14 protein-coding genes are annotated in these 13,195 nt (G+C 67.1%); 5 read left to right on the top strand and 9 right to left on the bottom strand.

Going from position 1 to position 13,195, the window contains the following annotated elements:
• Positions 1-28: 28 nt before the first annotated feature.
• The 7 genes from AC5O77_RS07675 to AC5O77_RS07645 form a co-directional block, all read right to left on the bottom strand.
• The gene (locus tag AC5O77_RS07675; protein ID WP_010486827.1) at positions 29-1,459 is read right to left on the bottom strand and encodes a replicative DNA helicase; all 1,431 of its coding nucleotides are present in this window, start codon (positions 1,457-1,459) and stop codon (positions 29-31) included.
• 212 nt (positions 1,460-1,671) lie between these two features.
• Positions 1,672-2,232 (bottom strand): NADPH-dependent FMN reductase, encoded by a 561-nt coding sequence (locus tag AC5O77_RS07670; protein WP_032129634.1) that lies wholly within the window; start codon positions 2,230-2,232, stop codon positions 1,672-1,674.
• Between the two features lie 66 nt (positions 2,233-2,298).
• Positions 2,299-4,242: an asparagine synthase (glutamine-hydrolyzing) gene (gene asnB / locus AC5O77_RS07665; protein WP_154264005.1), complete on the bottom strand. Its 1,944-nt coding sequence runs from the start codon at positions 4,240-4,242 to the stop codon at positions 2,299-2,301.
• Between the two features lie 3 nt (positions 4,243-4,245).
• Positions 4,246-6,525 carry a thiamine pyrophosphate-dependent enzyme gene (locus tag AC5O77_RS07660; protein WP_478056925.1) on the bottom strand — a complete coding sequence of 760 codons (2,280 nt, stop codon included), beginning with the start codon at positions 6,523-6,525 and terminating at the stop codon, positions 4,246-4,248.
• A 78-nt stretch (positions 6,526-6,603) separates the two neighbouring features.
• The gene (locus AC5O77_RS07655; protein WP_049460582.1) at positions 6,604-7,260 is read right to left on the bottom strand and encodes a glutathione S-transferase family protein; all 657 of its coding nucleotides are present in this window, start codon (positions 7,258-7,260) and stop codon (positions 6,604-6,606) included.
• Between the two features lie 175 nt (positions 7,261-7,435).
• On the bottom strand, positions 7,436-7,978 hold the full coding sequence (locus tag AC5O77_RS07650) for a GNAT family N-acetyltransferase (RefSeq protein WP_049460564.1): 543 nt from the start codon (positions 7,976-7,978) through the stop codon (positions 7,436-7,438).
• Between the two features lie 126 nt (positions 7,979-8,104).
• Entirely contained in the window at positions 8,105-8,950 is an 846-nt protein-coding gene (locus AC5O77_RS07645; RefSeq protein WP_049398785.1) for a glycine zipper 2TM domain-containing protein, read from the bottom strand.
• A 163-nt stretch (positions 8,951-9,113) separates the two neighbouring features.
• On the opposite strand from AC5O77_RS07645, the gene AC5O77_RS07640 reads away from it, so the two are divergent.
• Together AC5O77_RS07640 and AC5O77_RS07635 are read left to right on the top strand one after the other, a co-directional pair.
• A complete protein-coding gene (locus tag AC5O77_RS07640; RefSeq protein ID WP_032129638.1) occupies positions 9,114-9,329 on the top strand; it encodes a DUF6116 family protein in 216 nt (71 codons plus the stop codon).
• Complete coding sequence (locus AC5O77_RS07635; protein ID WP_478056926.1) at positions 9,326-10,105, top strand: TatD family hydrolase; 780 nt, start codon at positions 9,326-9,328, stop codon at positions 10,103-10,105. The genes AC5O77_RS07640 and AC5O77_RS07635 overlap by 4 nt, the downstream gene beginning before the upstream one ends.
• Positions 10,106-10,178: 73 nt before the next feature.
• On the opposite strand, the gene AC5O77_RS07630 is transcribed toward AC5O77_RS07635, so the two are convergent.
• Positions 10,179-11,006 (bottom strand): tRNA threonylcarbamoyladenosine dehydratase, encoded by an 828-nt coding sequence (locus AC5O77_RS07630; RefSeq protein ID WP_478056927.1) that lies wholly within the window; start codon positions 11,004-11,006, stop codon positions 10,179-10,181.
• Positions 11,007-11,086: 80 nt separating this feature from the next.
• On the opposite strand from AC5O77_RS07630, the gene AC5O77_RS07625 reads away from it, so the two are divergent.
• Both AC5O77_RS07625 and AC5O77_RS07620 read left to right on the top strand, forming a co-directional pair.
• On the top strand, positions 11,087-11,521 hold the full coding sequence (locus tag AC5O77_RS07625) for a cytochrome c (RefSeq protein WP_049398757.1): 435 nt from the start codon (positions 11,087-11,089) through the stop codon (positions 11,519-11,521).
• 136 nt (positions 11,522-11,657) lie between these two features.
• Complete coding sequence (locus AC5O77_RS07620) at positions 11,658-12,152, top strand: glycine zipper 2TM domain-containing protein (protein ID WP_010486804.1); 495 nt, start codon at positions 11,658-11,660, stop codon at positions 12,150-12,152.
• A gap of 71 nt (positions 12,153-12,223) precedes the next feature.
• On the opposite strand, the gene AC5O77_RS07615 is transcribed toward AC5O77_RS07620, so the two are convergent.
• Entirely contained in the window at positions 12,224-12,433 is a 210-nt protein-coding gene (locus tag AC5O77_RS07615) for a cold-shock protein (protein WP_005410290.1), read from the bottom strand.
• Between the two features lie 236 nt (positions 12,434-12,669).
• Between AC5O77_RS07615 and AC5O77_RS07610 the strand changes: the two genes are divergently transcribed.
• A complete protein-coding gene (locus AC5O77_RS07610; RefSeq protein WP_049398758.1) occupies positions 12,670-13,155 on the top strand; it encodes a DUF456 domain-containing protein in 486 nt (161 codons plus the stop codon).
• Positions 13,156-13,195 lie beyond the last annotated feature (40 nt).

The following is a 13,195-nucleotide window of genomic DNA, read 5'->3' as shown; positions in this document are numbered from 1 at the left end:
GGTTGCCGGCCAGCGGCCGGCACTACGGTTATTCGAATGAACCGACCGAGTCGTGGGCCAGGTTGTCGAAGCGGGTGTACTCGCCGAAGAACTTCAGCTTGCACGACCCGGTCGGGCCGCCACGGTGCTTGCCGATGATGATCTCGGCAAGGCCCTTGTCCGGCGAATTTTCCTTGTTGTAGTAATCGTCGCGGTAGATGAAGACGATCATGTCCGCATCCTGCTCGATTGCGCCCGATTCGCGAAGATCGGCCATCACCGGGCGCTTGTCGGTACGCGTTTCCAGCGAGCGGTTGAGCTGCGACAGCGCGATCACCGGCACGTGCAGTTCCTTGGCCAGGCCCTTCAGCGAACGCGAGATCTCCGAGATTTCGGTCGCGCGGTTTTCGCTGTTGCCCGGCACGCTCATCAGCTGCAGGTAGTCGATTACCACCAGGCCCAGATCATGCTCGCGCTTGAGGCGGCGGCACTTGGAACGCAGCACTTCCGGCGACACGCCAGGCGTGTCGTCGATGAAGATCTTGGTTTCCTTCAGCATCTTGATCGCGCTGGTGACGCGGCTCCAGTCCTCGTCTTCCAGCTGGCCGGTACGCAGGCGCTGCGCGTTGATGCGGCCGTTGGAGGAAATCAGGCGCATCGCCAGCTGCGATGCCGACATTTCCATCGAGAACACCGCCACGCCCTTCTTCGACTTGATCGCCGCGTACTCGGCGATGTTCAGTGCGAAGGTGGTCTTGCCCATGGCCGGGCGCGCGGCAAGGATGATCAGGTCGGTCGGCTGCAGGCCGGAGGTCATCGCATCGAAATCGTTGTAGCCGGTCGGCAGGCCGGTGATGTTGCCGCCGTTCTCGAAGCGGCTGCGCAGCTCTTCGAAGGCATCCTTCAATGCACCGGGCATCGCCACGAAATCGGTACGGCCGCGTGCGCCCTGTTCGGCGATGGCGAACACGCTCTTTTCCGCCGAGGCCAGCAGCTCGCTGCTCTCGCGTCCCTCGGGCTGGAAGCCGTCGTTGACGATGTCGGTACCCACCTGGATCAGCTGCCGCAGCACCGCCTTGTCACGCACGATCTCGGCGTAGGCCACGATGTTGGCCGCCGACGGCGTGGTACTGGCCAGTTCGATCAGGTAGGCACCATCGCCCACCAGTTCCATCTTGCCCTGCGATTCGAACCACTCGCCCAGAGTCACCGCATCGAACGGCCGCTCGCGCTCGGACAGCTCACGGATCGCGCGATAGATCATCTGGTGGTCGCGGCGGTAGAAATCGCCTTCGGTCAGCTGGTCATTGACCCGGTCATAGGCCTCAGGGGCCAGCATCAGGCCACCCAGCACCGCCTGCTCGGCTTCCACCGAATGGGGCGGTACCCGCAACTGGTCGATGCGCGACTCGTCGCGATCGCGATCGAAGCCATCACCGCGCTCTCTGCGGTTGGAACGGAAGCCGGGGCGAGCGGACATGCTGCGGTGTTTCCTGCGAAAGTGGGCCGGACGAGTGTAGGCATGCGCCGACCCCGGCGGCCATGGACAAGCCTGTGGATAAGCCGTGGAGAAACGGGGGATATCCGCCGGTGCCTGGCCAGACTGGCGTGGGAGCGTCGCACTGCCTGCGACGGGCGCCATTGCGGCACCCGAGCGGACATTATCGCAGATGGGGCTGGCAACCGCTGGCGTCAATCGCCCTTGACGTGAACCGCGATCAGCGCCAGGAACCGGTCCACGTAGCCCTGCAGGAATTTCTGCGTGCCTTCATTGTGGACCGTGCCATCGGCATCGATCAGGCCGTCCTTGAAATGAATGAACGCCTCGGGCTGGCCGAGCACGTGCATGTCCAGGAAGGCCAGGCTGTTGCGCAGGTGCTGCTGGGCCACGGCGGTGCCGATCTGGCCGATGGAGGCGCCGATCACCGCCGCCGGTTTGCCGGCAAACGCGCTGTCACCGTAGGGGCGCGAGCCGATATCGATGGCGTTCTTCAGCACGCCCGGCACCGACCGGTTGTATTCCGGGGTCACGAACAGCACCGCATCGGCGGCACGGACCTGGTCCTTCAGCCGGGTACCCTGCGCCGGATAGTGGCCATCGAAGTCCTGGTCGTACAGCGGCAGATCACCGATCTGCACGTACTGGAAGCGCGCACGGTCGCCGGCAATCTTCTCCAGCGCATGGGCCAGTTTGCGGTTGCAGGAATCCTTGCGCAGGCTGCCGACGAACACGGCGATGGTGGGGACGGACATCGGGACATACTCCTCACGGTGCGGGAGGCCCAGCCTAGTCGCCGGGCCCTTGCAGGCCGGTGAAGATCAGCCGCCGGTCACGCCAGCGCGCACCTGCCGCCAATGCGCCTGCCAGGCCTGGAACATCAGCACGTTCCACAGATGGGTATGCCACTTGCGTTGGCCGCCGAGGAACTGCTGCCACAGCGGCTGTACCGCGGCCGCCGACAGCACGCCCTCCTGCTCCAGCCGCGCGGGCTGCAGCAGGTCTTCGGCCCACGGCCGCAGGTCGCCCTTCAGCCAGTCACTGACCGGCGCGCCGAAGCCACGCTTGGGCCGGTGCACCATCGACTGCGGCACATAACGGCCCAGCACGCGCTTGAGCAGCACCTTGCTGGTGGTTTCACTGCGCTTGAAGCCCAGCGGCAGCGACCAGGCGAACTCGGCCACGCGAGAATCCAACAACGGTGCGCGGGCTTCCAGGCTGACCGCCATCGAGGTGCGGTCGACCTTGCACAGCAGGTCATCCGGCAGGTAGGTCACGTAATCGGCCAGCATCATCGCATCGGCCGGTGTGCCGGCACCGTGCAACGGGTCGGCCAGGTCGTAGAAGCTGCCCGCGGCCTGCGCCCCGGGCACTGCCGCCGCCGGGTCGCGCCAGCGCGAGATGCGGTTGCGGTACACGTCACCGATGCCACGCGCGCCGGATTCTGCCAACAGCGCGGCCAGGCCGCCGGTACGCGAGGCCTCGCCCTGCTGCTGGGAGCGCGCGCCCATCCAGCGCCGCAGCGGCCCCGGCACACGGCCCAGCATCTGCCAGTTGCGCAGCGCGCGTACATAGCGGGTATAGCCGAAGAACAGCTCGTCGCCACCATCGCCGGACAGCGCCACGGTCACGCCCTGCCGCGCCAGGCGGGCGACCAGCGCGGTCGGCACCTGCGAGGCATCGGCGAAGGGTTCGTCGAACATCGCCGGCAACTGCGGCACCACCGCCAACGCATCGGCACCGCTGACGTAGAGTTCAGTGTGGTCGCAGCCCAGATGCGCGGCCAGTTCCTTGGCCAGCGGCGCCTCGTCGTGGCCCGAACCGGTGAACCCGATACTGAAGCTGTGCACCGGCTGGCCACTTTGTGCCTGCATCAGCGCGGCCACCAGCGACGAATCGGTGCCGCCGGACAGGAACACGCCCACCGGAACGTCGGCCACCATGCGCAGCGCGACCGCGTCACGCAGCAGCCCGTCCAGCTGCTCCTCGGCTTCCTCGATGCGGCCCTGGAACGGCGCAGCCAGCGCCGCTTGCATGCGTGCACGGGCATCCCAGTACGGGCGCTGCGCCTGCTCCGGGCGATGCGCGGCCGCACCCGCCGCCACGGCTTCCGCATCCAGGCGCAGCACGCGCCCGGGCATCAATTTGTAGCAGCGCTGGTGGATGCTGTGCGGCGCCGGAATGTAATCCAGCCGCAGCAGCAGCGTCAGGGCGTCACGGTCGATGTCGTTGTCGAAGGCCGGGTGCTGCCACAGCGCCTTCAGTTCCGAACCGAACACCAGCGTGTCGCCGGCCCAGCCGTAGTACAGCGGCTTCTTGCCAACACGGTCGCGGGCCAGCCACAGGCACTGCTCCTGGCGGTCCCACAGCGCAATGGCGAACATGCCGTTGCAGCGCTGCAGGGTGTCTTCCATGCCCCATTGCAGGATCGCTGCCAGCAGCACCTCGGTGTCGGAGTGCCCACGGAAGGCGTGCCCCAGCGGCTCCAGTTCGGCACGCAGGGCGGCGAAGTTGTAGACCTCGCCGTTGTAAGCCATCACGTAGCGACCATCGGACGAGGCCATCGGCTGGTGGCCCAGCGGCGACAGGTCGAGAATGCTCAGCCGACGGTGCGCCAGCGCGATGCCGGCCCCGGCATCGACCCAGCTGCCGCCATCATCCGGCCCGCGGTGGTGCAGCGCCTCGCCCATGGCCAGGACCTGCGCCTGCAGCACCTCGGCCGACGCCACCGGCGCCGGCAACAACATTCCCGCCAATCCACACATACATCAGGGTTCCTGCGCCAGTTCAAGGGCGGCGCCAATCACCGCATTGTCGCTTGGAAGCCCGAACATTGCTGCCCCCGCCAACGGGGTATAGGTATCGGCACCGCAGACCCGGCGCAGCGGCAGGTGGCCGAAGCCGGCCTCGACCAGGGCGGTGACCACGCCCTCGCCCACCCCGCCACTATGGCGGCCCTCGTCCAGCACCAGCACCCGCCGCGCACTGGCCGCCTGACTGGCGATGAAGCCGGCATCCAGCGGCACCAGCCAGCGCAGGTCGACCACCCGCACCTGCCAGCCCAGCTGCTGCTCGATTGCCCGCGCCGCGCGCAGCGCCATCGGCACGCCGTTGCCATAGGTGTAGACCACCAGGTCGCCTGCCTCCGGCGCATAGACCCGCCCTTCGCCCGGCACCAGCGCCTGGCCCTGGGCGGGGTAGTCGAACAGCCACTGGCCATCGCCCGGCGCATGCAGGTCCTTGCTCATGTACAGCGCGATCGGCTCCAGGAACACCGCCACCCGCCCGTCCACCCGCGCCAGCGCGGCCAACGTGCGCAGCATCATCACCGCATCGTCGCCGCGCGACGGGCAACCGACCACCAGGCCGGGAATGTCGCGCAGCGCGGTGATCGAATTGTCGTTGTGGAAGTGGCCACCGAAGCCTTTCTGGTAGCCCAGCCCGGCCACCCGAACCAGCATCGGGTTGCGGTATTGGTCATTGGAGAAGAACTGCAGCGAGCACGCTTCGCCGCGCACCTGGTCGATGGCGTTGTGCAGGTAGGCCAGGTACTGGATCTCCGGGATCGGCAGCATGCCCATGTTGGCCAGGCCCTGCGCCATGCCCAGGATCATGGTCTCGTCCAGCAGGGTGTTGAACACCCGGCGTGGGCCGAAGCGGCGCAGCAGGTCCTTGGTGACGGTGTAGACACCGCCCTTCTGCGCCACATCCTCACCGAACAGCAGGCTCTGCGGATACTTGGCCAGCAGCTCCTGCAGGCCGTGGTTGATCTGGATGGCGAGGTGCCGTGGTGGCTGCCGCTCGGGCAGGGCCTCCGCACCGCCATACAGCGCTTCGCGCGCATCGGCGGGCACCTCGCGCCGCGCTTCGGCCTGCACCGCCGCCGGCGTGTACGGCGCCAGCGGCGCCATCACCTCCTGCAGCGACTGCAGCGTCGGGCGGCCTTCGGCATCCGCCGCCGCGGCCATGCAGCGCGCGCGCATCGTCTCGTAGGCCACTTCGATGGCAGCCGCATCCATCCAGCCCGACTCCATCGCGATCTGCGCCGAGCGCAGCAGCGGATCCTGCGCCTCGGCCGCGCACAGCTCCGGCAGCGCGCGCCATTCCACTTCAAAGTCGGTGCCGGCGTGGCCCATCAGGCGGGTGGTGCGCAGATGCAGGAAGGTGGGCCGCCGCGTGCGCCGGCAGTGCTCCACCGCCGCCTGCACCTGGGCGTGCCCGGTGGCCAGGTCGAGACCATCAGCGAAGAAATAGTCGAGCCCCGGCTGGCGGCTGAAGCGCTCGGCAATCCAGCCTTCCGGCGTCTTCACTGAAATGCCCAGCCCGTTGTCCTCGCAGACGAACAGGATCGGCGCCGGCAGCTTCTGGTAGGCCGACCACATCGCGGTGTTGAACGCGGTCTGCGCGGTGGCATGGTTGGCCGAGGCGTCGCCGAACGAGCACAGCACGATGCTGTCGGCCGGGATCGGCAACGGCTGCCCCAGGCGCTTGCCGCTCTCGATGGCCAGCGCGGTGCCCAGCGCTTTCGGCAGGTGCGACGCGATGGTCGAGGTCTGCGGCAGCACCCACAACGGTTTGCTGCCCCACACCTTGTGGCGGCCCCCGCTGGCCGGGTCATCGGCGCTGGCGGCGAAAGACAGTGCGGCATCGCGCAGCGGATCGATGCCCGGCAGCTGGCGCGAACGCTCGGCCATGAAGGCACCGGAGCGATAGTGCAGGAAGGCTGGATCGGTATGCCGGCAGGCCCGCGCCAGCAGCGCGTTGCCCTCGTGGCCGGAGGAACCGATGGTGTAGAAGACCTTGTTCTGCACGCGCAGCACGCGTGCCATCAGGTCCAGCTGGCGGCTGGCCAGCTGCGAATCGAACAGCTCGCCAAACGCGGCGGCAGTGAGCGTGCTGCCCGGCAGGATCGGCGCATCCGGTGCCGGGCGCGGACGCGGGGTGCCGCGCCAGCCACGTACCGCATCGAGGAAGTTGACGTCGCACACTTCGGCGCGGTTGAGCACGCGCATGCGTGCGGGAATCGGATCTGGAACCACAGCGAACATCGAACACCCTCCGTGTCGTTGTTGCATTCCGCCCGGCGTTGGCCAGGCGCTACCCTGTGGGGGTCACCCTGGTAAGAGTCACGCAGCCTCGAATCGCGAGCGCACTTCGGCAGTCACGGCCGGCATCGGCAGGAAGCGCGGTTGTTCACGCACGCGCTGCAGCCAGCCACGCACTTCCGGGAATGGCTCCAGGCTGATACCGCCCTCTGCCGCCACGTCGGTGTAGGCGAACAGCGCGATATCGGCGACGCCATATCCGTTGCCGGTGAACCATTGCGCCTGGCGCAGGTGCTGCTCCATCACCGCCAGCGCGGTGGCGGCGCGCTCGTGCAGGCGCGGCAGTTCGGCGCGGCGCGGTGAATCAGCGGGGGTCCAGCCACGGATGAAGCGCGCCACCGCCACGCACGGCTCGTGCGTGTACTGCTCGAAGAACATCCAGCTCAACGCCTGCGCGCGCTCCCAGCCATCGGTGGGCAGGTACGGCGTGCCCTCGGCCAGCCAGAACAGGATCGCGTTGGATTCGGTCAGCACGCGGCCATCGTCGCGGACGATCAGCGGCACCTTGGCATTCGGATTCAACGCCAGGAATTCGGGGGTGTGGGTCTGGCCATGGGCGCTGTCCACCTCCACCCAGCGGTAGCGGCTGCCGAGCTGCTCCAGCAGCAGGCGCACCTTGTGGCAATTGCCCGAGACCGACATGCCATGCACCGTCAACGGGACGCGCTCTTCCACCATCGCCTGCTCCATCGGATCCGGCCGGCGGCCAGCTGCGTGCAGTCTGGCAAGCGCGCCGATGAATGCCAAGCGCGGGTGCAGCATGGCAACCCGGTAGTGCCGACCGCTGGCCGGCAATCGCGTTGCGGCAGATTCATGCGATTGCCGGCCAGCGGCCGGCACTACCGGGCAACGATCAGCGCGCGCGCTGCCGCCACTGCTCGCGCGACTGGCCCCAGATCTGCATCGGCTTGTCGTTGTACGGCGCTGGCAACTCCCCCATGCGCAGCAGGGTGCTGCCGAGCTTGCGCGCGACCGCCCGCGAGTTGTCGTTGTTCTCGGCAATGGTGTGGATCACTTCGTCCCAACCCAGCGTGTCGAACGCCCAATCGATTGCTGCGACCGCCGCTTCCGGCGCATAGCCCCGGCCCCAGCTGGCATGACGGATGCCCCAGCCGACCTCGGTACCGGGCCAGTCCTGCGGTTGCCAGGGCCCCATCCGCCCGATCCAGTCACCGCTGGATTTCTCGATCACGCTGAACATCGAGAAGCCGAACAGCTGCCAGGCGCCAGCCAGGCTGCAGAAGCCACGCCAGGCCACCGAAGGCGGCTGCACGCCACCGAGGGTGCGCATCGTTTCCTCATCGGCGCAGAACGCCAGATACGGTTCGTAGTCCTCACGCAGCAGCGGGCGCAGGATCAGGCGCTCGGTTTCGATGCGCAGGTCGAAGATGCTCATGCCGGCTCCATGTCGAAGGAAGCGTCCATGATGGTGGATTCGCGCCCCGCGCGGATGAATTTCGCCGGCTGCAACGAAACGGGCCGGCATAAGCCGGCCCGTCAGGCACTGCATGCTGCGTCTGGATTACTGGCGCGTGCTGGCTGCCGTGGCACCGGCAGCAGCGGTCTGCGTGACAAGCTGACCGTCGACCACCGGCAGGCGATCGCTGGCCGGCTTGTTGTCCATGCGCACGGTCTTCTCGGCGCCGTCGTAGCGGTAGGTCACGTTGTAGCCCTTCACCACGTCGTTGGTACCCATGGCAATGCGGTTGCCCGGCTTGCTGGCCATGCGCATGGTGCCGGTGGTGCCATCCTCGTTGCGGTAGGTCACGTTGTAGCCGGTGACGCGGCTCGACTCGGAGGTCGCGGTCTCGGTGTGGCACTGGCGCTCGGTGCGGTTGACCACGCGGCCCCCCACATGGCGCTTGTCGATCTGGTTGCCGATGAAGCCACCGGCCACCGCGCCGGCCGCAGTGGCGGCCTTCTTGCCATTGCCGCCGCCGACCTGGTTGCCCAGCAGGCCACCCACCACAGCACCGACCACGGTACCGCCGACGTTGCCGTCACGTTCCGGCAGGCGCTCCTGCACCGTCACGTCCTGGCAGACTTCATGCGGGGTCTGGGTGGTGGAGGTCTCACGCACCGCGTCGGTGCCGATCACGGTGGCGTAGGCCTTCTGCTTCTCGGTGATCGGGTCGACCTTCAGCACATCGGCATATTCCAGCCCACGCGGTGCGGTCGGGTCGAGAGTGTCACCACGCGCGCCATCGTCGGTGGCGTTGCCATCGACCAGGCGCGATTCACCATTGGGGGTTCCGGCGCTGATGGAATCGGGCGATCTGTCGCCACTCTTCATGAAGGCGGCAGTGGCGATGCCACCGACCAGCAGCGCGCCCGCTGCGACCAGGACAGTTGTAGTTGTGCTTTTCATGACCTGCTCCTTGCGGACCATCCGCAACGTTCTCGAATCAGATTGCAGCATGCGCTGCCTGAACGGAATCTCCACATTTCCTGCTCATTCCCGTAACCCATTCAGCATCGGGAAATGCTGGGCCCGTGGTAGCGTTTGCATATTCCCCAAGAGGCCCCCCGCCATGGCCAACCCGATGCTGCTGCCGGTACTGCAATGGGCGCGCCGGCTGCGCTACCCCACCCTGTTCAAGCTCACCGCGGGCCTGTTCGCGCTGACCCTGTTCATCCCGGACCCGATTCCGTTCGTCGATGAGCTGGTGCTCGGCTTCGGCACCCTGCTGCTGGCCAACTGGAAGCGCCGCAACGCCACCACGCCTCCGCCGCTGGAGCAGCATTGAGCCTGCTGGTCGACAGCCACTGCCATCTGGACGCCAGCGAGTTCGACCGCGACCGCGCCGCGGTGGTCGAGCGTGCGCAGGCCGCTGGCGTGCACCAGCAGGTGGTGCCGGCGGTGACCGCAGCCAGCTGGCCGAAGCTGCGCGGGGTCTGCCAGCAGGCGCCGGGGCTGTACCCAGCCTACGGCCTGCATCCGATGTTCCTGGCCGAGCACCAGCCTGGGCACCTGCCGCTGCTGCGCGAGTGGATCGAACGCGAACGCCCCTGCGCGATCGGCGAATGTGGTCTGGACTTTTTCGTTGAAGGCCTGGATGCCGAGGCGCAACAGGCATATTTCATCGGTCAGCTGGAACTGGCCCGTGAGTTCGAGCTGCCGGTGATCGTGCATGCACGGCGCGCGGTGGATGCGGTGATCGCCGCGATCCGTCGCGTCGGCGGCCTGCGCGGCGTGGTGCACAGCTTTTCCGGCAGTCCGGAACAGGCAGCGCAACTGCACAGGCAGGGCTTCCTGCTCGGGCTCGGCGGCCCGTTGACCTACGAACGCGCGCAACGCCTGCAGCGGCTGGTGCGCGAGATGCCGCTGGAACAGCTGCTGCTGGAGACCGACGCTCCGGACCAGCCTGACGCCGGCATCCGCGGCCAGCGCAACGAACCGGCACGGCTGGCGATCATCGCCCGCCACGTGGCGGCGCTACGCGGGATGGAGCTGGACGCGGTGGCCCAGGCCACGACGGAGAACGCGCGGCGGCTGTTCGCGCTGCCCGCAATGCAACGGTAGGTGCCGGCCGCTGGCCGGCATCTGCGCTGATTCAATCATTCCGGAGTTGCCGGCCAGCGGCCGGCGCTACCGATCACGCTTCAGCGTGATCCTCGACCACTTCGGCCTTCACCTTCTTCGGCTCCAGCAGCATTTCAAGCGCCTTGCCGACCGCCGCGAACGCGAACGCACCGGTGATGTGGGTCGCCGCACCCAGGCCCGCGCCGCAGTCCAGCTTCAATGCCGCATCAGCGCCCAGGTTCGGGCGGATGCCACAGACGCTGCCATCGGCCTGCGGGTACTTCACATTCTCCAGCGAATACACCGCCGGCACGCCGAAGTAGCGCTTGGCATTCTTCGGAAAGTTGAACTCGCTGCGCAGCTTCTTGCGGATCAACGCCAGCATGGCGTCGTGCTCGGTGCGCGAGACATCGCGGATGCGCACCAGGGTGGGATCGGTACGGCCACCGGCGGCACCCACGGTCAGCAGCGGCAGCTTGCGGCGGCGGCACCAGGCAATCGTCTCGACCTTCACCCGGAAGCTGTCGCAGGCATCGATCACCAGATCAAAGCCACGGTCCAGCAGTTCGGCCATGTTCGACACCGTCAGGAACGCCTGTACGGCATCGACCTCGATGTCCGGGTTGATCGCGCGGCAGCGTTCGGCCATCGCCTCGGCTTTGTTGCGGCCGTAGTTGCCTTCCATCGCCGGCAGTTGCCGGTTGGTGTTGGACACGCAGATGTCATCGGCATCGATCAGGGTCAGGTGACCGACCGCCGAACGGGCCAATGCCTCCACCACCCACGAGCCAACGCCACCCATGCCCACCACCGCCACGCGGCTGCTCTGCAGGCGCTCGAGTGCGCCCACGCCATACAGCCGTTCGATGCCGGCGAAGCGTTGTTTGACCTGTTCGTTCATCCGGCTATTTTAACGTGCAGGCGCCAGCGCCTGCAGCGCGCCGGCATCGAACCCACCGTTGCACGTCCGGAGAGCCCGCCATGAACGCCAGCCCGCCCCGCCGCCCGTCCACCGCCTACCGCTATCTGTTCGTGCTCGGCCTGGGCCTGTTGATCGGCCTGATCGCCACGGTGATGGTCGGCCGCGCCCTGCAGGCCCGCCGCGATCCGTTCCCGGACAGCCTGATGCAGGTGATGCAACGGCAATCGCAGCTGCTGCAGCAGGCCCAGCAGCAGAACCGCTGCAGCCTGGCCGACAGCGTGCCGCGGTTGCAGGCGATGCGCCTGCTCTCCAACGACCTGGACCTGGCCTTTCCCGGGCTGAAGGACAGCGCGCAGTTCCAGCAACATGCCAGCCAGCTTCGCGGCAACCTCAACGCCGCTCTGGCGGCGCCGCCCAGCGACTGCACGGCCCTGGCCCGGGTGGTGGAAACGGTGCAGGCCGACTGCCGCGCCTGCCACCAGGACTTCCGCTGAGCCGCATTCATCCTGCAGCCGGACAAGGCCTGCGCGGTTGGCGCCTTGTTCACGTTCAAAAGGGGACGATTCGTCCACCCTGCTGCATGACGCAGTACCACCCCAGACACCCGCCTTCACGGCCAGGAGACGCCCCATGAAGATCCAGCTCATCGCCGCCAGCGCCATCGCTACCCTTGCCCTGGCTGGCTGTGCCACCTCGCCCGGCTACGGCGGTGGTGGTTACAACAACGGCTACAACAATGGCGGCTACGGCAACAATGGTGGCTACAACCAGGGCCGCTGCGCCGACTGCGGCATCGTGACCCGCATCAACACCGTGCAGTCCGGCCGTACCGCGCCCAGCGCGACCGGCGCGATCCTGGGCGGCATCGTCGGCGCCGTGGCCGGCCACGAGATCTCCGACCACACCGGCGGCAGCCGTGGCAACAAGAACATCGCCGCCGCTGCGGGCGCGGTCGGTGGCGCACTGGCCGGCAACCAGATCCAGAAGAACGTGACCAGCGATACCTACGACATCAGCGTGCGCATGGACGATGGCCGCACCATCGTGGTCAACCAGCGCGACCTCGGCGGCATCCGCGAGAACACCTACGTGCGCGTGGTCAACGGCAAGGTCATCCTGCGCTGACCTGCATCGGGCCGATGGCAAAGAAAAGGCCCGCTTGCGCGGGCCTTTTCATTTGACGGTATGCAGCGCGATCAGGTCGGCTGAACGGCGTCGGCCTGCAGGCCCTTCTGGCCCTGCACGACGGTGAAGGTGACCTTCTGGCCTTCCTTCAGGCTCTTGAAGCCCTGGGTCTGGATGGCACGGAAGTGCACGAACACGTCTTCGCCGTTTTCTCGGCTGATGAAGCCGAAGCCCTTTGCATCGTTGAACCACTTGACGGTACCGGTCTCGCGATCAGACATCTCACTAACTCCCTGGTGACTCTCTCTTGTTGTAGGAAACGCCTGGTGGGCGGCTGACAAGCAAGGGGGAAGCGAGGTGCATCGATGCAGCGGATCGGGAAGATCTTGCTTCATCAGGCCACGATCCACGGTGACCTTGCCAAGCTCAGCGACTGCAACTTAACCCGCCCAAAACGAAAAAGCAACTGGCAAAATCTTTCACTGTCAACCCCAAAACGACCACCATACGGGACAGCATGGGACTCTCATTCATCTTATATCTGCTAGCGGTCATTTTTGTCCTCGTCGGCATCGCCGGAATCATCCTTCCGGCCCTCCCCGGCATCCCGCTGGTATTCATCGGACTGCTGCTGGCGGCATGGGCCGACGGCTTCGCCCACGTCGGCTGGCCGACCCTGGTCGCGCTGGGCGTACTGACCCTGCTCTCGCTGCTGGTGGACGTACTGGCCACAGTGGTGGGTGCGCAGCGGGTCGGTGCCAGCCGCAAGGCGCTGTGGGGCACGTTCGTCGGCAGCATCGTCGGGCTGTTCTTCATGCCGATCGGCCTCTTTGCCGGGCCCCTGATCGGCGCCTTGGCCGGCGAGTACTGGCACACCCGTGAACTGGGCCGCTCGACCAAGGTGGGTCTGGCCACCTGGCTCGGCATCCTGCTCGGCCTGGCGTTGAAGCTGGCGGTGGTGATCGCGATGCTGGGCCTGTTCGCCTTCGCCTGGTTCCTGTAACCCGCACCGTCTTCACGCCGCGCGCACGCGGTGGCCGTGC

It is taken from the genome of Stenotrophomonas sp. INTA L402-1 (genome assembly GCF_059295135.1).
Note: the sequence above shows the minus strand (reverse complement) of the source record. Positions and strands in the feature narration are given on the sequence as shown.

What these genes read in the sequence shown, in the direction of transcription:
- AC5O77_RS07675 (WP_010486827.1), bottom strand. Translation starts at nt 1,459, where the DNA reads ATGTCCGCTCGCCCCGGCTTCCGTTCCAACCGCAGAGAGCGCGGTGAT.
- AC5O77_RS07670 (WP_032129634.1), bottom strand. Translation starts at nt 2,232, where the DNA reads ATGTCCGTCCCCACCATCGCCGTGTTCGTCGGCAGCCTGCGCAAGGAT.
- asnB (WP_154264005.1), bottom strand. Translation starts at nt 4,242, where the DNA reads ATGTGTGGATTGGCGGGAATGTTGTTGCCGGCGCCGGTGGCGTCGGCC.
- AC5O77_RS07660 (WP_478056925.1), bottom strand. Translation starts at nt 6,525, where the DNA reads ATGTTCGCTGTGGTTCCAGATCCGATTCCCGCACGCATGCGCGTGCTC.
- AC5O77_RS07655 (WP_049460582.1), bottom strand. Translation starts at nt 7,260, where the DNA reads ATGGTGGAAGAGCGCGTCCCGTTGACGGTGCATGGCATGTCGGTCTCG.
- AC5O77_RS07650 (WP_049460564.1), bottom strand. Translation starts at nt 7,978, where the DNA reads ATGAGCATCTTCGACCTGCGCATCGAAACCGAGCGCCTGATCCTGCGC.
- AC5O77_RS07645 (WP_049398785.1), bottom strand. Translation starts at nt 8,950, where the DNA reads ATGAAAAGCACAACTACAACTGTCCTGGTCGCAGCGGGCGCGCTGCTG.
- AC5O77_RS07640 (WP_032129638.1), top strand. Translation starts at nt 9,114, where the DNA reads ATGGCCAACCCGATGCTGCTGCCGGTACTGCAATGGGCGCGCCGGCTG.
- AC5O77_RS07630 (WP_478056927.1), bottom strand. Translation starts at nt 11,006, where the DNA reads ATGAACGAACAGGTCAAACAACGCTTCGCCGGCATCGAACGGCTGTAT.
- AC5O77_RS07625 (WP_049398757.1), top strand. Translation starts at nt 11,087, where the DNA reads ATGAACGCCAGCCCGCCCCGCCGCCCGTCCACCGCCTACCGCTATCTG.
- AC5O77_RS07620 (WP_010486804.1), top strand. Translation starts at nt 11,658, where the DNA reads ATGAAGATCCAGCTCATCGCCGCCAGCGCCATCGCTACCCTTGCCCTG.
- AC5O77_RS07615 (WP_005410290.1), bottom strand. Translation starts at nt 12,433, where the DNA reads ATGTCTGATCGCGAGACCGGTACCGTCAAGTGGTTCAACGATGCAAAG.
- AC5O77_RS07610 (WP_049398758.1), top strand. Translation starts at nt 12,670, where the DNA reads ATGGGACTCTCATTCATCTTATATCTGCTAGCGGTCATTTTTGTCCTC.